Origin of the sequence: Halobellus rarus (assembly GCF_024494595.1) — an archaeon.
GTDB classification, from domain to species: Archaea; Halobacteriota; Halobacteria; order Halobacteriales; family Haloferacaceae; genus Haloquadratum; species Haloquadratum rarum.
Genome location: NZ_JANHDI010000001.1, coordinates 536,723 through 552,752 on the forward strand (window position 1 = coordinate 536,723; position 16,030 = coordinate 552,752).

Consider the following 16,030-nt stretch of genomic DNA (forward strand, 5'->3'; position numbering starts at 1 on the left):
CGGAGCGGTATGTACGCCGTCGTCGGCTGCACCGACTGCGAGCACCTGTGGATCCTGCAGGATCCGCGGGCCGCCGAGACCGCGACGTGTCCGCGCTGCGGGCGGACGCATCGAACGAAGAAGCTCCGCCGCTTCGTCGAGGACGAGAACCGCGAGGCCGCAAGGCAGGGGCGGGCGGCGCTGCTCGCGAAGCGCGGCGGCAACAGCGAGGCGTTCGCGGAGACGGCCCACGTCGCGGAGATGGAACGCGAGATCGGCGAGCGCGGGGGAACGGTCGACGACACCGAGTACCTCGAAGGCTCCGGTCTCGACGCCGACGAAGTCGCGGCGGCCGGTGAACGCGCGGAGCGGGGAACGAGCGCCGGATCCGCCGGCAGCCGGATCGACGTGGTCCGCGAGGCGCTGCGCGAGTGCGACGCGCCGACGGCCGACGACGTCGCGAGCTACGCCGAGGAGCGCGGCGTGCCGGCCGAAAAGGCCCGCGAGATACTGACGAAGCTGTCCCGACGCGGCGAGGTGACGGAGTCGGGCGGCGCGTACCGCCTGCTCTGACCGTCGATGTCGGATATTAGCGGAACCGGAACCGTCGGGTCCGCCGCTCGCGGCGTCGTCGCGCTCTGCTTCGTCGGCGGCGCGGTCCTGGCGGTCACGGGGCGACTCGTCGTCGCCGGCGTCGCGTTCCTCGCGGGGCACACCTTCCTCGCGACGGCCGCGATGGTGGAAGGACAGCGACGACGCGGGGCCGGCCTGTCGCTGTCCGGCGTCGGCTGGCTCGCGCTCTCGGTGAGCCTCGGGGCGGGGGGTTCGTCAGCGGGCGGAGTCGCGGTTCCCGAAACGCCGCTTCTCGCCGTCGGAATCGGGCTCGTGACCGTTGGGACGCTGCTCGTCGTCGGGGCGCTCGGGGCCGGTGATGCCGAGGCGGAGTCGACGCCGAAGAACTAGTCCGGCGGCCTACCGCCCCAACTCCGCGTGGGCGCTGGAGAGGTGCCGCGAGGCGAGCGCAGAGAGCAGCGACAGTTCGCCGGCCAGCGCGCCGACGGCGATGTACTCCGCGAGGGCGTCGGCGTTCGAGCCCGCGGGGTCGCCGCCGCCGCGGACGCCCAGGACGTCCAGCGCTTCCGACTGCGTCGGGAGTTTGGTGCCGCCGCCGACCGTCCCCACCTCCAGGGACGCCAGCGAGACCGAGAGATAGAGGTCGTCGTCGCGCACTTCGGCGGTCGTGATGGCGTTCGCGCCCTCGACGACCTGCGCCTCGTCCTGCCCGGTCGCGAGGAACATCGCGGCGACGACGTTCGCGACGTGGGCGTTGAACCCGAGGCTGCCCGCCTTCGCCGACCCGACGAGGTTCTTCCGGGTGTTGAGTTCCGCGATGTCCTCCGGCGTCGTGTGCAGGCGCTCCTCGACGACCTCGCGAGGGATCGTCACGTCCGCCGTCACCGAGCGGCCGCGCCCCTCGACGGCGTTGATCGCGGCGGGCTTCTTGTCCGTGCAGAGGTTCCCCGAGAGGGCGACGAGGTCCGCCTCGGTCTCGCTCTCGACGACGCCGCAGGCCGCTTCGGTCGCGATGGTGGCCATGTTCATCCCCATCGCGTCCTTCGTGTCGTAGCGGAATCTGAGATAGACGGAGTTGCCGACGACGTACGGCGTCACGTCCAGGAGTTCGCCGTGGCTCGTGGTCGACTCCGCCGCCTCGACCAGCCGTTCGGTGTTGTCGCGGACCCACGAGACGAGCGCCTCGGCCTCGATCACGTCCGCGACGCGGAACACCGGCGCGCGGGTCATTCCGGACTTGATGATCCGCGCGTTCGCGCCGCCGGCGGCCGAGAGCACCGAACAGCCGCGGTTGACGCTGGCCAGCAGCGCCCCCTCGGTCGTCGCCATCGGCAGGTACGTCTCGCCGCCGGCGGCACCGCCGTTCACGGAGACGGGGCCGGCGACGCCCAGCGGCACCTGGACCGCGCCGAGCATGTTCTCGATGTTCGATTCCGCGCGCTCGGCCGGGAAGCCGTAGTTTCCGACGGCGTCGAGCGTCGCGCCGGTCTCGCTCTCGACGAGCAGTCGACGCGCCGCGGCGGCGACGTCGGCGTCGGCGTGGTCGTCCAGTTCGTGAAGCCGGAGGTCCCCCTCGCGGACGCGCGCGGCGAGGTCGGCGGCGTCTGTCATATCGGCCCATTCCCCGGGGCGACCCTAACGGTTTCCGGTTTTCCCGACGCGGGTGGGGTTCGTCGTTCGCCGAGCGGAGTCGCGTTCGCCGATGGCCGGATTCGCGGGGAGCGTTGGGTGGTGGCTTTCCGGCGGGCGGCGTCTGGAACGTCCGGCGCGACTGCGCGCCCGGAAGGGAAACCTATAGTAGCGTTTGCAACTGACTGCTCATCCGACCGCACGCACTCGTGCGGTCGAGTGAGGGAAGACTTGCAAACGCTACTATACTCGTCGCCTCGCGGGGAGCATCGACTATGACCGCGCCGTTCTTCCAGCGACTCCGCGACCGCATCGAGCGGACCGACAGCGTCGTCTCCGTCGGCCTCGACGCCGACCGCTCGCGACTCCCCGAGCACCTCCTCGAGAAGGACCTCCCGCAGTGGGCGTTCAACCGCCGGATCATCGACGCGACACACGAGCACGCCGCATGCTACAAGCCGAACGCGGCGTTCTACGAGAGCGCGGAGGGCTGGCGGTCGCTCCGGGAGACCATCGCCTACGCCGACGGCAAGGACGTCCCGGTCCTCTTGGACGCCAAGCGCGCCGACATCGGCAACACGACGCGGCAGTACGCCGAACTGCTGGACGACGTCGACGCGATCACCGTCAACCCGTACATGGGACGGGACTCGCTGCAGCCGTTTCTCGACCGCGCCGACAAGGGCGTCTTCGTCCTCTGTCGGACCTCGAACCCCGGCGGAGCGGACCTCCAGGACCTCGAACTGGATTCGGGCGAGACCGTCTACGAGCGGGTCGCCGCGCTCGCGGACCTGTGGAACGAACACGGCAACGTCGGGCTCGTCGTCGGCGCGACCGCGCCGGACGAGTTGGAATCGATCCGCGAGCAGGTCCCCGACCTCCCCTTCCTCGTGCCGGGAATCGGCGCGCAGGGCGGCGACGCCGAGGCCGCCGTCGAGCACGGACTGTCGGAGGGTGTCGGCCTCGTCAACTCCTCGCGCGGGATCATCTTCGCCGGCGAGGATCAGGGCGAAGCGTTCGCGAGGGCCGCCGGCGACGCGGCCCGACGGCTGAAGCGACGGCTGAATCAGTATCGTAGCGACTGATCGACGGCATTCCGGAACCTCCCGACTCGACCGGCCTTTTTTCGTGTTACCGGAATTCCGGGACCTCGTCGTCGGTATCGCCTTCCGAGAAGACGTCCTCGCTACCCTCCGGATCCGCGCAGTGGACGCAGACGCCCTGCTCGGTGTCGAAGTGGACCGAACAGACGGCCGCCCCGCAGCGGTGGCAGGCGTACTCGGCCTCGCGGCGCTCGCACACCTGGCAGACACCTGTCACGCTCATAGTCGGGAGTACGCTCGGCGTTCACTTTAGTCACGGGGACGAACGGCTGCGTCCGGACGTCGGTTCGGTGACCAGCCGACGAGCAACGCTCTTTGCCCCGGCGTTCCCAACGGTGTGTATGAGCATCACGCTGTACGCGCTCGACGGCTGTCCGTTCTGCGAGGACGTCCACGACGCGCTCGGGGAGCACGACGTCGACTACGAGACCGTCTGGGTCGAGGGGCTGCACTCCGAACGCGACGAGGTAAAGCGCGTGAGCGGGCAGCGCGCCGTTCCCGTGCTCGTCGACGACGAGCGGGGCGTCACGATGAACGAGAGCGAGAACATCCTGTCCTACGTCGAGCGCACGCTCGCGGACCAATGAAGATCTACACCGGCCGCGGCGACGAGGGAATGACGGACCTGCGGGATATGTCGCGGGTCTCGAAGACGAGCGCCCGGATCGAGGCCTACGGGACGGTCGACGAGGCGAACGCGCTCGTCGGTACCGCTCGACCGACCGGCCACGACGACGTCGACGAGACGCTCGAACGAATTCAGAACCATCTCCACGTTATCCAGGCGGACTTCGCGAACCCTGCTCCCGAGGACGACGATCCCGTGGTGACCGCGACGCACGTCGAGGAGGTCGAGGACGCCATCGACGAGGCCGAGGCGGAACTCGACCCGCTGACGTCGTTCGTTCTCCCCGGCGGAAGCGAGGCCGGAGCGACGCTGCATCACGCGCGGGCGGTCGTCCGCCGGGCCGAACGCCGCGCGGTCGACCTCGCGGCCGACGAACCAGTTAACGGGGAAGCGATCCGGTATCTCAACCGGCTCTCCGACGCCCTGTTCGTCCTCGCGCGTCTGGTCAACGCCCGAGACGGCGTCCCCGAGGAGTCGCCGTCGTACTGATCCGGCGTCGGTTCCGTCGTCGCGGTCGAAGCCAACGCGCCGAAGAAGAACGCTTAAGTCCGGCGACGGGGAAGAATCGATGCGCGGGTCGGTGGTCTAGTCCGGTTATGACGGCTCCTTCACACGGAGCAGGCCGGCGGTTCGAATCCGCCCCGACCCATGTTTCTGCGGCGCATCACGAGGAACCGAATGACGAGTCGCGCCGCAAAAATGGCGTTCCAGGCGGATTCGAGCCAGGGAGGTCGTGCTCCAGCCCGTACGTGTGGAATGCGGCCGCGTCCAGGTCCGCCTGCACGCGTTCACGCTTTCAGGATCGGTCGCCGGATTCAGTTCTGCTCACTCGTTGCGTATCTCCGCCCCCCGACTTGACGCTCGATAAACCGTTCGTACTCACCGAGGACGACCTCCGGGGTGAAATCCGCGGCCCGCTGCCGCAGGGACATCTCCGGCAGTGGGTGTCGGAGAGTCTCCAGAACGGCTGCGGCGAGCCCCGAGGCATCGCCCACTGGAGCGAGTCGACCGCACACCCCGCCCCCTTCAAGCAGTATCTCCCGAGGGCCGCTCGGACAGTCGGTGGCGACGATCTGGGTCCCACAGGCGAGCGCTTCGATGAGTACCGTGGGAAGCCCCTCGAAGCGGGAGGAGAGCATGAACACGCTGGCTCGGTACATGTAACGGTACGGGTTCTCGACGTATCCCGGGAACGACACGACATCCCCGATACCGAGCGTCTCGGCGAGGTTTAGCAAGCGCTCACGCTGCGAGCCCGTACCGGCCAGAACCCCCCTCGTGTTCGGGTTCGACTCGTGGACTTCGGCGAATGCTCGCAACCACGTCTCGAGGTCCTTTTGCTCCTCGTGTCGGCCGACGAAGACGACGACGTCCAGGTCGTCGTCCTCGATCCACTCGTGGTCAACCGGACTGGCGGCCTGTTCGCGTATCGCACCGATATCGACAGGGTTGTGCAGGACCGACATCTCGGCCGGATCGAGAGCCATCCGCTCAACCATACTGTCGAGGACGCCCTGTGAGACGCCAACGACGTGATCGGCCGTCGGAAACAGCCTGATGGCCAGGTACTCCAGTGCCCGACCTTTCGTCGTTTGGGACGGGGACTCCCCGAACGCACAGTGCTTGACCGGAACGATGACCGTGTCGACGTCGACCAGCCGGTTCGCTGCCAGACAGACGACGCTCGCGTGGGTCATCTGCGGGAAGATGATCGCCGGCTGCACGCGCTGGAGGTATCTGGCTAGCGCTGGAACGTGGGTGGCGATACCGAGTCCCGGGAGTATTGGTCCGAGTTCAGTGACGGTGACATCCGGTGAGATTTTCTCCGCGAGTCGACCCCTGAGGTCTGAGACGACTAGTTCGACATCGTGGCCGCCTGCGGACAACCCGTTGACGATGGCGACCGTCACCTGCTCGGCCCCGCCGGTCATAAGATTCGGGATGTAGAACGTCAGTCTCGGTCCACTGTTCGCACCTGTCGATCGATTTGTATGTCCATCTCCCGCGTCGGTGGTTCGTCTGGAAGCGAGGAGCGGCTCGATTACGGGTATTCCGCCGAGTAGTCCCGTCCTGGCGCCTCTCTCATTCCGGTGTCTCCCCCACGTTGCCACCGGCTTGGTACTCTTCATTCGGCTACTGTTTGGTGTCTACTATCATTGTTAGAAACCAGCTACCCTATCGACAGCGTGCGACCGTTCGTGGAAGTCGCTTCGTCGTCACGAGTACAGCTCGGTGTACTCTTCGCCGTCTTTCGGGAGGCCGAGCCGACACCGACCACCGGGACGAGAACCAGCAGGACGAGCACCACCTTGAGCGCCCGTGACCCTCCCTGGTCGGAACGGGGCGTTCCCAGGGCACGGACGACATTCGGCTCGACCGCCGTCTCGAGACCGTCCCGCTTCACCTCATCGTCACGCCGACTGGCCGGCCGTTCGTAGACAGCGCTGTGGCCCCTGGAATCCACCGGTAATCCGCCTCACCGAGGGAGCGGAACGGCTGACGCGACCAGCGACGACCCCGCCCGGAACAGGTGACACGCACCCGGAAGCGGATCGGCGAGCGCGAGCACGTCGTCGGTTCGTGGGGCGTCGTCCCGTCCGAGCACCTCCCTCAGCGCTCGAGCCTTGTCCTCCCGGGCGAGGAGGTGACCGATGTCACCGGTCAGGTTCCGTGCTTGGACGCCGACCCGGTACGTCAGCGAGGACTCACAGTGTCCGGTCGTCGCCAGCTGGTAGAGCAGGTACGGGAACTCCACGCCGGCGAACACCGAGAGCGCAAGACTCCCCCATAGGCGCGGGTTCACCTCAAGCAGCTTCGGCTTGCCGTCCCGCGGGTCCACCCGGAACTCCGCCATAGCGACACCCTTCCAGTCTATGCTGGTGAACAGCCGGTCGGCCACCGCGACGAGTTCGGGGGCGGCGATGGTCTCTCTGAGCGTACTCGCGCCGCCGCCCGGGGGATTCGTCCGGAGGCGGCGCTGGACGGTCACCCCGGTCAGGGTCGACGAGCAGTCGTAAATGGTGTACACCCCTACCTCCCCGCCGTTGGGGACGAACTCCTGGATGACTGACGGACCGTACTGTGCCCTGACCTCCTCGAACACGCGTTCGAGTTCGTCGGGTGACTCACAGACGTGGACCCCGAACCCCCCCGCTGCACGGCGCGGCTTGACGACCGCCGGGTAGCCGATCTCCGTCGCGACGGCGTCGAGGTCGAGCGTCGTCGGGGCGAGCGTGGCCGGCGCCGGTACGCCCGCCTCCCGGGCTGCCTCGAAGGTATACGCCTTGTCCAGGCCGACTTCCAGCCGCTCGAACGGGAGGAAGGGGAGGGTGGTGTGGGCTTCGACCCGCTCGCGGTTCCGGACGACGGATGGGACCGTCACGGCCGTCAGCGGGAGGAGCATATCGTACTGTCGCTCCGTGAGCTCGCGCTCCAGCGCGTCGACGAACGCGGTCTCGCCGAGTCTGGGATGCGGGTACTGGAACCGACGGCTCGCGTACCGGGAGAACCCCCCGGAGTTCAATCGCTCGTCGGAGCCCGCGGTAACCTCGAGCCCGTGTCTACCCAGGGTTCGGACCGCCACGATCCCCTGTCGCCGGTGTGTCTCGAGGACGAGTACTCTCCCCGCGGATTCGTCACTCATTTGCGACCGGATCGAGGTGGTGCTGGAGCCAGTACTCGACCGTGGTGATGCTCGCGAGCAGGGATGCGTTGTTGGCTCCGTTCATATGTTCGTCGAACGCCGCTCGAACCGTCGCCGCGTCGAACAGCGGCCGCTCGCAGGCGTCTTCGACGAGTCCCGCGACGAGACGGTGGACCTCGGAGTCGGTGTCGCGGATCCACTGGTCGGCGAGCGAGCCGTTGCCGTAGGTGGCTTCCCCGCGGAGGCGGCCGACGAGAACGTTCAGCACGAATCCGACGGCGTGGGCCGGGTACAGCCACGACGGCTTCGTCTTCGTCCGCTCGTAGGTGACGTCTGCCACCGCGGGGGCGAGTCGCCGACAGAGCGCCAGTTTCGCCCGGGAGGTCCCCAGGGGGACGCCGCCGGCGTCGGAGCGGACGAAGTGCTCGGTGAAAGGGAACGTCCCCTTTCGGTACGCCTGCGGGAGCCGTGCACACCACTCCAGGTAGTCGCCGTCGACCTGCGGGGTCCGGCTCCCGGTCCGCTTGCGCATCACCCGGTCGCTCATCAACGTACTCCGGCTGTAGTAGTTCTGGAAGTGGGCGTCGAGCACCGTCCCCCTGTGGGTTGACTCGGGTGAACGTGCGGCCTCCTCACGGAACGTGGCGAGGGGGTCGACGTCGACGGTGAGTAGTCCGCGAACCGTTTCGGGTGTCCGAGCGGCCTCGCTCGCGTACTGCGCCTCGACGGCGGAGTCGCTCTCTAGATGGTAGCGGAACGGGTGGTCGCCGACCAGCTCGCCCTGCATCCCCTCGAGCATCACCGGTGGGAGGGAATCGATGTTGTACGTCGCCGAGAGGTTGGCGAGGGAATTCCACTGGATGGTCCCGTCCGTCGCCTCGATGACTCGCTCGAATACCTCGGCGAACGTTTCGTCGGTCAGCGGAACCTCCTCGTGTTCGATACCGAGCGCCGTTGCGACCCGGGCAGCGATCTCGGGATTGTCCTTCGTCGGCGGGTTCGAGTCGTAGGTGAAGCTTCGCAATCGCCGGAAGTCGGTCGAATCTGTCCGTCCGACGTCGTTCAGGACCGCCACCGTCGTACGGCTGTCGAGCCCACCGGAGAGCCAGATTCCGGCCTCTGCCGGTAGCGTCCTCGCGGTTCGCGCGACGGCCTGCCGGTACCGCCGGACCAGTTCACGCGTGTAGCGCTCGTCGGCCTCCGCCTCCTCGTAGTTCGGCCGCCAGTACCGTTCCGTGGAGACGGTCCCGTTGGTCGCCCGGAGCACCGTCGCCGGCCGGACCATCCGGATCCCCTCGACCAGCGTCCGGTCACCCCACAGGTGCCCCATAAGCAGCATATCGGCCACCGCCTGCAGGTCGACCGCCGGTTCGTGCAGCCGCGAGACGAGCGTCCCGACGCTGTCCGCGAACCAGCGCCCGTCAGTCGTGTAGAAACAGGGTCTCGAGCCGAGCTTGTCGGTTACGACGGTCCACTGATCCGTCGCGGCGTCGTGACCGACGAGGAGGAACGCGCCCTCGATCTCGGCCGGGAGCGCGGCGTCGCCGTCGAGCAGTCGCTCGAACAACTCGTCGTGTGTCGTCCCCAGCTCGTCGAGGTTCGTGACGGCCCCACAGAGGATACCGACCCGGTCGCCGGCCTCGTACTTCCACACTCCCCTGTGGTCGTCTGGGAGATACGTGAGGGATGCACCCCGTCCGCCGTGTCTGTGTGTCCACTCGATGGGTGTGTTTCCGTCTCCGCCGCGTACTGACTCCGTCCCATCTTGCGCCTCCAGACAGTCCGTGGAATATTGATATTCAAAGGGGTTCATATCTGTATCGAGGAGTACATATCATCTTGATAATTGGATGTATCTTCGTTATTCGCTCTGTAACGTCCTCAATTCTGGCCACTACCGGTACGGACACCGCTAACCCTCGGCTAAACAGTATCGAGTCGGAAGCCCGAGGTTCGAAGGCGAATCCGGATCCCACTCGATATATCCGCTCCGACTCGTACACGACCTGAATCGACCGCCGCGCTCGGGCTTTATGTTGCTTGGAGCCGAATTGACAGGTATGGCCGATACGAAAGAGGGACGAGAGAACCAAGCGGCAGACGAGGAGCGACGTCAGCGAGAGCGAGCACTCAAGGAGGCCCTGGCCCGTACGGACGAGGCCGAACCGCCTGCCGACGACCGGGGGGAACCGGCGACGAGCGGTGAAGGCGGCGACTCGATCGACGTTCCTCTCACGTGTCACCGGCGCAACTGCGAGGAATCCGCGGAATTTCTCGTGCTCGAACGGTATCAAGAGGAGACCGGGAAAGGCGCTGTCGAGGCAACGGCGGCGCTCTGTCGGGACCACACGGACGAGGAGAGCCCGACGAACCTCGACGGCGTCTACGACGACTACGTGTTCCGCGTCGTCCCGCTTCCCGAATCCTTCAGACGGGACACCGACTAGTTCGGTTCGGTCCCCGCGGTCTCCCGTCCGCCTGTGGTCACCGGCACTCATTACGGTTCGTCGCCAAGAGAACGCCGATGGAGCACACCGTCTCCGGATCGGACGACCGAAGCGTCCGAGGGCTGATCCGGTTTTATCTCCTGGATCACCAGACGCCGATCGGAAAGGCGATCGATATCGCGCTGTTGGGACTGAATCTACTCTTCGTCGGTATCTTCGTCGTCGAAACGTATCCGGTTGGTGCCACGGGCCGGTCGGTCCTCTGGCAGCTCGAAATCGGAATCGCATTCGTGTTTGCGGTGGAGTATCTGCTCCGGCTGTACGGTGCGCGCGATCGGATCGCGGAGTTCTCTAACGGGTACACGATGGTCGACCTGCTTTCGATTCTCCCGACGGTTTCGGTCGTGCTGCTGCCGGTCTCAGGCGGGATCGTGAATATCGGCTTCTTACGCGCGATCCGGATCGTTCGTGTGCTCCGGTTCTACCGGTTCACCGCCGACGCGGAGTTCTTCTTCGGGACCGTCTCGGACAACACGCTCCGTGCGATGAAACTGTTCCTCACGATTCTCGTCCTGCTGTTCACCTCCGCCGGGCTATTCTACAGTGTGGAACGCGGATCGAATCCCGGCATCGCGACGTTCGGGGACGCGTTCTACTACACGGTCGTCACGCTCTCGACGGTGGGTTTCGGCGATATCGTCCCGGCGACGGCCGCCGGACGGTGGGTCACTGTGACCGCTATCTTGGCCGCCATCGTCCTGATCCCCCGACAGGCGAGTAAGATCCTCAGAGAGTGGACGTCCAGAGAGCGGGTCAACGTCACGTGTCCCGACTGTGGGCTGGCGTATCACGACCCGGACGCGTCCCACTGCAAGGCCTGTGGTCACGTGATCTACCAGGAAGCAGATTCCCGTGAGTGAGAGCCGCTCGAAGGGTGGCGCTCGTGATCGGCGCTGTGCTCGCCGATCTCAGAACAGCCGTTCGGTGGCGACTTCAGCCCCCTCGACGAGGGCTTCGAGCTTCTTCCAGGCGATCTCGGGGTGAACCATCGCGAGGCCGGCCTGCGTATCGAAACCGCAGTCGGGCGCGGCGACGATCCGCGTGGGGTCCCCGACGGCGTCGGCGACGCGTTCGAGTCGGTCGGCGACGACCTCGGGGTGTTCGACGACGTTCGTCTTCACGTCGACGACGCCCGGGATGAGCGTCCAGTCCTCGGGCAGCGGGTGTTCGCGGAAGACGCGGTACTCGTGCTGGTGGCGGGGGTTCGCCTCCTCGATCGAGAGCCCGCCGATGTCCAGGTCGTAGAGGATCGGCAGCACCGCTTCGAGCGGCTTGTCGCGGTGGTGCGGTCCCTCGTAGCTCCCCCAGCAGGTGTGCACGCGGATCTGCTCGTCGGGAATGTCCTTCGTCGCCTCGTTCAGCGCCTCGACGTGCATCCGGACGACGGGTTTGAGCTTCTCGATCGGGCGGTCGCCGAACCCGCGGTGACCGGTCGTCAGCAGGTCCGGGGCGTCGAGTTGGAGTGTCGCGCCCGTCTCGACGATGAGTTCGTACTCTCGCTTGAGCGCGTCGCCGACGACCGAGAGGAACTCTTCGTGGGAGTCGTAGTAGTCGTTGACGAGCGTCGCGGCGGCGACGCCGGGCGAGGCCGCGGTGATGAACGTTCCCTCGAAGTCGAGGTCGGACTCCCCGAGGAGTTCGTAGAACGTGTCGATCTCCTCGCGGGCGGCCGCCTCGCCGACGTACTCGACGGGTCCGGTGACCGACGGCTGTTTCGTGAGGTCGATCCCCTCGGCGTGGAAGGCGTCCTCGGCGTACTCGGGGAAGTCCGCGAGGTCGTCCCACAACGGGGCTTCGCGGGTGTCACCGATCCCGGAGAGCCTGTTGGCGACGTACCAGTTGAAGGAGACGCGGGGCTGTTCGCCGTTGTTCACGATGTCGAGGCCGACGTCGGCCTGTTTCTGAATGACGGTTTCGGTGGCGTCCACGACGGTCTCGTGCCAGACGTCCTCGTCGACTGCCTCCCCGTCTTGGCGGCGTTTCAGGAGGTCGAGCAGTTCCGGCGTTCGCGGCAGGCTTCCGATGTGCGTCGTCAGGATGCGGTCGTCGGTCATTTGGTACCGAAACAATCCACGCCGGCATTAATATGAATTGCGGTACTATATCTCATTAAATTATGCTTTACAGTTATTGGACCGACAGCCGGACCGAGTGGTCGACACCGACTCGGAGGGACAACCGTCGCAGAACAGACCACACCGGGTGTTAGTCGCGGGTTGTCCCCCGGCCGACCGGAACGGGCGTGTCGGTCCGACCGACCGTTGCGGATCTCGCTCGGGAATCGCCGTGACGACTTCCGTTCAGTCCCGGAATCCTTGTCGCCTGTCGCCGCCTTCGGCGGCCTCTTCACCGTCCTCGTCTTCGCTGCTTGCTCCGTCGTCGCCGTCCCCTCCGGGTTCGTCGCTGCTCGTGTCCCCGTCAGAGTCGCTGCTCTCGGTGTCTCCGCCAGCCTCCTCACTGTCACCGTCTCTGTCGCCGTCGGCACCGGCTATCACCCCGTCGATCTCTTTGCTGACGGTCTCTTCGACGGTTTCGGTCACCTCCTCGGTTACCTCTTCGCTGACAGTCTCGCCCACCTTTTCGGCGACCTCGTCGACCTCGTCGCTGACGGTGTCTTCGACCGTTTTTTCGACTTTCTCGCTGACGGTGTCCTCGACGGTCTTCTCGACGGTTTCGCTGACCGTGTCTTCCACCGTGTCTTCTACCGTCTTCTCGACGGTTTCGTTGACCGTGTCTTCCACCGTGTCTTCTACCGTCTTCTCGACGGTTTCGTTGACCGTGTCTTCCACCGTCTTCTCGACCTCTTCGCTGACGGTTTCGTCGACAGTTTCCTCGACCTTCTCGCTGACCGTCTCACCGACTGTCTTCTCGACTTCTTTGCTGACGGTTTCGCCGACGGTTTTCTCGACCGTCTCGCCGACCGTCTTCTCGACTGTTTCTCCAACAGTTTTCTCGACCGTCTCGTCGACGGTCTTTTCGACCTCCTCGCTGACGGTCTCGCCGACGCTCTTCTCGACTTCCTTGGTCACCGTGTCCCCGACAGTTTCCTCGATCCGCTCGGCCACTTCCCGGGTCATCCAGTCGGGGTCGAACCGCGACATCTTCCAGCCGATGTGGATGACGTACGAGACCAGTACGCCGAGGCCGAACGCGACCCCGACGGCGGTCTCGACCAGGAGGATCAGTCCGATTGCGACGAAGATCGTAACGCCGTACGCGAGATCCGTGATGAAGTCGGCGCGGGCCGGGTTCATCTATTCTCCCCCTCGAATCGCTCGTCTGTCTCCGTCGAATCCATATCTGTCCACTCGAACTCCAGACGGGAATACCGTCCGTTCTGCCTCCGCCACTCGGTTCGATGCAGGTCCAATCTCTTAACCGACTGCATTACATTCTCTCGGTATGGTCGAAGTTCTTCTTCTCGTCGGAGTCGCAGTCGCGCTGTTCGTCGGATTCAACATCGGTGGAGCGACGACCGGGCCGGCGTTCGGACCGGCGGTCGGTTCGGACGCGATCTCGAAGACCGGCGCAGCGGCGCTGATGGCCGTGTTCTTCTTCGTCGGTGCCTGGACGATCGGCCGCCGGGTCGTCGACACGCTGGGGACCGAACTCGTCACCGACCCCGGGGTGTTCACCATCGAATCCAGCATCGTCGTGCTCTTTTTCATCGGCGGCGCGCTGTTCGTCGGCAACTACTTCGGCGTTCCCGCCTCGACGTCGATGACCGCCGTCGGTGCCATCGCCGGCCTCGGCGTCGCCGCGGGCGAACTGGACTGGGCGGTGATGGGCGAGATCGCCATCTGGTGGATCGTCGCCCCGATCGTCGGCTTCTGGACCTCCGGGATGATCGGCCGCTACCTCTACCCGCGGATCAACCGCTGGGTCGCGATCGTCAGCACGCCCGGTCCGCTGCTCGAATTCGATCGGTCCGGCCTCCTTCCGCGGCCGGCACCCGGGCCGAACACCACGCGCAGAGAGCTCACCGGTGCGGTCGTCGTCGTCTCGATCGGCTGTCTGATGGCGTTCTCCTCGGGCACGTCGAACATCGCGAACGCCATCGCGCCGCTGGTCGGCGTCGGCATCGACATCAACGTCTTGATCATCCTCGGCTGCGTCGCCGTCGCCGTCGGCGCGTTCACCATCGCCCGGCGGACCCTCGACACGCTCGGCAACGACATCACCGACCTCCCGCTCACGGCCGCGATCATCGTCGCGATCGTCTCCTCGGTGATCGTCGTCGGGCTCTCGGCGATCGGCATCCCCGCCTCGTTCGTCATCATCGCGACGACGTCGATCGTCGGCCTCGGCTGGGGACGGGCGACCCGGACCGCCACGCTCGTCGACGTCGCCCGCGGCGAGCAGTCGCCGAACGTCTCCGTCGGCGCGCTCGCCGCCGAGGAACCCGGCGAGGACGCGCCGCCGATCGGCGAGGAGGAAGACGACGCGATCCCCTCGGCCTCGGACCTGTTCGATCCGACGACGACCGGCCGCGTGATCGTGATGCAGAACGTCGTCCCGATCCTCTCGACCGCGGGTGCCTACGTCACGTTCACGCTGTTGTTCCGAATCTGGTAACGTTCACTCGCCATCCGTATCCGGTTCGGCCGGTCACTCCTCGGTCGTCTCGTCGTCGTGCCCGCCGTCGCGCTCGCGCACCCACACCGTCGAGATCCGCGTCCCGTCGACGCCCGTCACCTCGACGACGTAGCCGTCGACGTCGACGGCGTCACCGACCTCCGGCGCGCGGTCGAGTCGACTGAGTACCAGGCCACCGATCGTCTCCACCTGATCGCTCTCGAGGTCCGCACTGAGCGCCTCGTTGACCGCAGAGAGCGGCACGCCCCCGTCGACGTCGTATCCACGGTCGTCGCGTTCGCGGATCGAGGGCTCCCGCTTGTCGACGTCGAAGCCGTCGCGGAGGTCGCCGACGACGGCCTCGACGACGTCCTCGACCGTCGCGATTCCCTCGAACGACCCCCACTCGTCGATGACGGCGGCCATCTGCCGGCGTTCGTCGCTGAACTGCATCAGGAGGTCGTCGGTCGCCGTGGTCTCCGGGACGACGAGGATCTCGTGGACGATGTCCCCGGCAGTCGTCGTCTCGTCGCCCGTCTCGCCCGCCCGCAACACGTCCTTGACGTCGATGAACCCGACGACCTGATCGCTGTCGTCGGCGTCGAGCACCGGATAGCGCGTGTGGCCCGACTCGAAGACGACAGACCGGATCTCGGCCAGCGTGGCGTCGGCCGGAACGCTCACGACGTCCGGCCGCGGGACCATCACCTCCCGCACGTGCGTGTCGTCGAGGTCGAACACGCGCTCGATCATCGCGACCTCCGCCACGTCGATGGCTCCCTCCTCGCCGGACTGTACGAGCACTCGGCGGATCTCCCGTTCTCCGAGCGTCTCGTCGCTCTCGGAGGCCGGCGGGACGCCGAGCAACCGCGTGAACGCGTTGGCCGCCCCGTTGAAGACGACGATCCCCGGATAGAAGGCGTAATAGAAGAGCTTCATCGGCGGCGCGAGAAACAGCGAGAGCTTCTCCGTCTGCGCGATCGCGAGCGTCTTCGGAGCGAGTTCACCGAAGACCACGTGGAGGAACGTGATGATGCTGAACCCGATCGCGAACGCGACGAGGTGAATGAGACCGGACGGGAGCAGCGGCTCCAACACGGGCTCGATGAGCGACGCGACGGCGGGTTCGCCGACCCACCCGAGCCCCAGCGAGGCGAGCGTGATGCCGAGTTGCGTCACCGCGAGGTAGTTGTCCAGGTCCGTCATCACCGCCTGGAGGGAGCCCGCCCCGGCCCGGCCGTCGGCGACGAGCTGTTCGACCGACGTTCCGCGGACCCGGACGAAGGCGAACTCCGCGGCGACGAAGAAGCCGTTCAGAACCACGAGGAACAGCGCCAAGAAGAGCTGTCCCACGGAGAGCGCGACGTTTACCATCGACGACGCCCGTTGGAGG

Annotated in this window: 15 protein-coding genes, 1 tRNA gene and 1 pseudogene; 9 read left to right on the top strand and 8 right to left on the bottom strand. The window is 66.4% G+C overall.

Translation table 11 applies throughout. From position 1 onward, the window contains the following. Positions 1 to 9: 9 nt before the first annotated feature. Positions 10 to 552, top strand: a complete 543-nt coding sequence (locus NO876_RS02850) for a DUF5817 domain-containing protein (protein ID WP_256420143.1) — start codon at positions 10 to 12, stop codon at positions 550 to 552. Positions 553 to 558: 6 nt separating this feature from the next. Then, positions 559 to 942: a hypothetical protein gene (locus NO876_RS02855; RefSeq protein WP_256420144.1), complete on the top strand. Its 384-nt coding sequence runs from the start codon at positions 559 to 561 to the stop codon at positions 940 to 942. A gap of 9 nt (positions 943 to 951) precedes the next feature. Here the strand turns inward: NO876_RS02855 and hmgA are convergent, their stop codons facing one another. Then, a complete protein-coding gene (gene hmgA / locus NO876_RS02860) occupies positions 952 to 2,163 on the bottom strand; it encodes a hydroxymethylglutaryl-CoA reductase (NADPH) (RefSeq protein WP_256420145.1) in 1,212 nt (403 codons plus the stop codon). 293 nt (positions 2,164 to 2,456) lie between these two features. Between hmgA and pyrF the strand changes: the two genes are divergently transcribed. Then, on the top strand, positions 2,457 to 3,266 hold the full coding sequence (gene pyrF / locus NO876_RS02865; protein WP_256420146.1) for an orotidine-5'-phosphate decarboxylase: 810 nt from the start codon (positions 2,457 to 2,459) through the stop codon (positions 3,264 to 3,266). A gap of 46 nt (positions 3,267 to 3,312) precedes the next feature. Here pyrF and NO876_RS02870 read toward each other — a convergent pair whose 3' ends face one another. Beyond that, positions 3,313 to 3,507: a zinc finger HIT domain-containing protein gene (locus NO876_RS02870; RefSeq protein WP_256420147.1), complete on the bottom strand. Its 195-nt coding sequence runs from the start codon at positions 3,505 to 3,507 to the stop codon at positions 3,313 to 3,315. A gap of 118 nt (positions 3,508 to 3,625) precedes the next feature. Between NO876_RS02870 and NO876_RS02875 the strand changes: the two genes are divergently transcribed. From NO876_RS02875 to NO876_RS02885, 3 genes are all read left to right on the top strand, one after another. Continuing rightward, positions 3,626 to 3,871, top strand: a complete 246-nt coding sequence (locus NO876_RS02875) for a glutaredoxin family protein (RefSeq protein WP_256420148.1) — start codon at positions 3,626 to 3,628, stop codon at positions 3,869 to 3,871. Then, the gene (locus NO876_RS02880) at positions 3,868 to 4,401 is read left to right on the top strand and encodes a cob(I)yrinic acid a,c-diamide adenosyltransferase (protein WP_256420149.1); all 534 of its coding nucleotides are present in this window, start codon (positions 3,868 to 3,870) and stop codon (positions 4,399 to 4,401) included. Before NO876_RS02875 ends, NO876_RS02880 begins: the two co-directional genes overlap by 4 nt. Positions 4,402 to 4,486: 85 nt before the next feature. After that, a tRNA-Val gene (locus NO876_RS02885) sits at positions 4,487 to 4,561 on the top strand. Between the two features lie 166 nt (positions 4,562 to 4,727). Here the strand turns inward: NO876_RS02885 and NO876_RS02890 are convergent. The 3 genes from NO876_RS02890 to NO876_RS02900 all read right to left on the bottom strand — a co-directional run bounded on the left by NO876_RS02890 (position 4,728) and on the right by NO876_RS02900 (position 9,368). Then, positions 4,728 to 5,843: a glycosyltransferase gene (locus NO876_RS02890; RefSeq protein ID WP_256420150.1), complete on the bottom strand. Its 1,116-nt coding sequence runs from the start codon at positions 5,841 to 5,843 to the stop codon at positions 4,728 to 4,730. Between the two features lie 545 nt (positions 5,844 to 6,388). Beyond that, the gene (locus NO876_RS02895; protein ID WP_256420151.1) at positions 6,389 to 7,555 is read right to left on the bottom strand and encodes a carboxylate--amine ligase; all 1,167 of its coding nucleotides are present in this window, start codon (positions 7,553 to 7,555) and stop codon (positions 6,389 to 6,391) included. Continuing rightward, entirely contained in the window at positions 7,548 to 9,368 is a 1,821-nt protein-coding gene (locus NO876_RS02900; RefSeq protein WP_256420152.1) for an asparagine synthase-related protein, read from the bottom strand. Before NO876_RS02900 ends, NO876_RS02895 begins: the two co-directional genes overlap by 8 nt. A 247-nt stretch (positions 9,369 to 9,615) precedes the next feature. On the opposite strand from NO876_RS02900, the gene NO876_RS02905 reads away from it, so the two are divergent. Beyond that, a complete protein-coding gene (locus tag NO876_RS02905) occupies positions 9,616 to 10,002 on the top strand; it encodes a hypothetical protein (protein ID WP_256420153.1) in 387 nt (128 codons plus the stop codon). A 77-nt stretch (positions 10,003 to 10,079) separates the two neighbouring features. Continuing rightward, positions 10,080 to 10,922: an ion transporter gene (locus NO876_RS02910; RefSeq protein WP_256420154.1), complete on the top strand. Its 843-nt coding sequence runs from the start codon at positions 10,080 to 10,082 to the stop codon at positions 10,920 to 10,922. Between the two features lie 48 nt (positions 10,923 to 10,970). On the opposite strand, the gene NO876_RS02915 is transcribed toward NO876_RS02910, so the two are convergent. Then, positions 10,971 to 12,116: a cobalamin-independent methionine synthase II family protein gene (locus NO876_RS02915; RefSeq protein ID WP_256420155.1), complete on the bottom strand. Its 1,146-nt coding sequence runs from the start codon at positions 12,114 to 12,116 to the stop codon at positions 10,971 to 10,973. 405 nt (positions 12,117 to 12,521) lie between these two features. Then, positions 12,522 to 13,316 (bottom strand): annotated as a pseudogene (locus NO876_RS02920) (hypothetical protein); the annotation flags it as partial. A gap of 148 nt (positions 13,317 to 13,464) precedes the next feature. Between NO876_RS02920 and NO876_RS02925 the strand changes: the two are divergent. Next, positions 13,465 to 14,637 (top strand): inorganic phosphate transporter, encoded by a 1,173-nt coding sequence (locus NO876_RS02925; protein ID WP_256420156.1) that lies wholly within the window; start codon positions 13,465 to 13,467, stop codon positions 14,635 to 14,637. A 33-nt stretch (positions 14,638 to 14,670) separates the two neighbouring features. Here the strand turns inward: NO876_RS02925 and NO876_RS02930 are convergent, their stop codons facing one another. Further along, positions 14,671 to 16,011, bottom strand: a complete 1,341-nt coding sequence (locus tag NO876_RS02930; RefSeq protein WP_256420157.1) for a hemolysin family protein — start codon at positions 16,009 to 16,011, stop codon at positions 14,671 to 14,673. Positions 16,012 to 16,030 lie beyond the last annotated feature (19 nt).

Excerpts from the sequence above, each read along its gene's own strand:
- NO876_RS02890 (WP_256420150.1), bottom strand. The coding sequence starts at position 5,843 with ATGACCGGCGGGGCCGAGCAGGTGACGGTCGCCATCGTCAACGGGTTG.
- pyrF (WP_256420146.1), top strand. The coding sequence starts at position 2,457 with ATGACCGCGCCGTTCTTCCAGCGACTCCGCGACCGCATCGAGCGGACC.
- NO876_RS02850 (WP_256420143.1), top strand. The coding sequence starts at position 10 with ATGTACGCCGTCGTCGGCTGCACCGACTGCGAGCACCTGTGGATCCTG.
- hmgA (WP_256420145.1), bottom strand. The coding sequence starts at position 2,163 with ATGACAGACGCCGCCGACCTCGCCGCGCGCGTCCGCGAGGGGGACCTC.
- NO876_RS02915 (WP_256420155.1), bottom strand. The coding sequence starts at position 12,116 with ATGACCGACGACCGCATCCTGACGACGCACATCGGAAGCCTGCCGCGA.
- NO876_RS02905 (WP_256420153.1), top strand. The coding sequence starts at position 9,616 with ATGGCCGATACGAAAGAGGGACGAGAGAACCAAGCGGCAGACGAGGAG.
- NO876_RS02925 (WP_256420156.1), top strand. The coding sequence starts at position 13,465 with ATGGTCGAAGTTCTTCTTCTCGTCGGAGTCGCAGTCGCGCTGTTCGTC.
- NO876_RS02930 (WP_256420157.1), bottom strand. The coding sequence starts at position 16,011 with ATGGTAAACGTCGCGCTCTCCGTGGGACAGCTCTTCTTGGCGCTGTTC.
- NO876_RS02870 (WP_256420147.1), bottom strand. The coding sequence starts at position 3,507 with ATGAGCGTGACAGGTGTCTGCCAGGTGTGCGAGCGCCGCGAGGCCGAG.
- NO876_RS02875 (WP_256420148.1), top strand. The coding sequence starts at position 3,626 with ATGAGCATCACGCTGTACGCGCTCGACGGCTGTCCGTTCTGCGAGGAC.
- NO876_RS02910 (WP_256420154.1), top strand. The coding sequence starts at position 10,080 with ATGGAGCACACCGTCTCCGGATCGGACGACCGAAGCGTCCGAGGGCTG.
- NO876_RS02895 (WP_256420151.1), bottom strand. The coding sequence starts at position 7,555 with ATGAGTGACGAATCCGCGGGGAGAGTACTCGTCCTCGAGACACACCGG.
- NO876_RS02855 (WP_256420144.1), top strand. The coding sequence starts at position 559 with ATGTCGGATATTAGCGGAACCGGAACCGTCGGGTCCGCCGCTCGCGGC.
- NO876_RS02880 (WP_256420149.1), top strand. The coding sequence starts at position 3,868 with ATGAAGATCTACACCGGCCGCGGCGACGAGGGAATGACGGACCTGCGG.
- NO876_RS02900 (WP_256420152.1), bottom strand. The coding sequence starts at position 9,368 with ATGAACCCCTTTGAATATCAATATTCCACGGACTGTCTGGAGGCGCAA.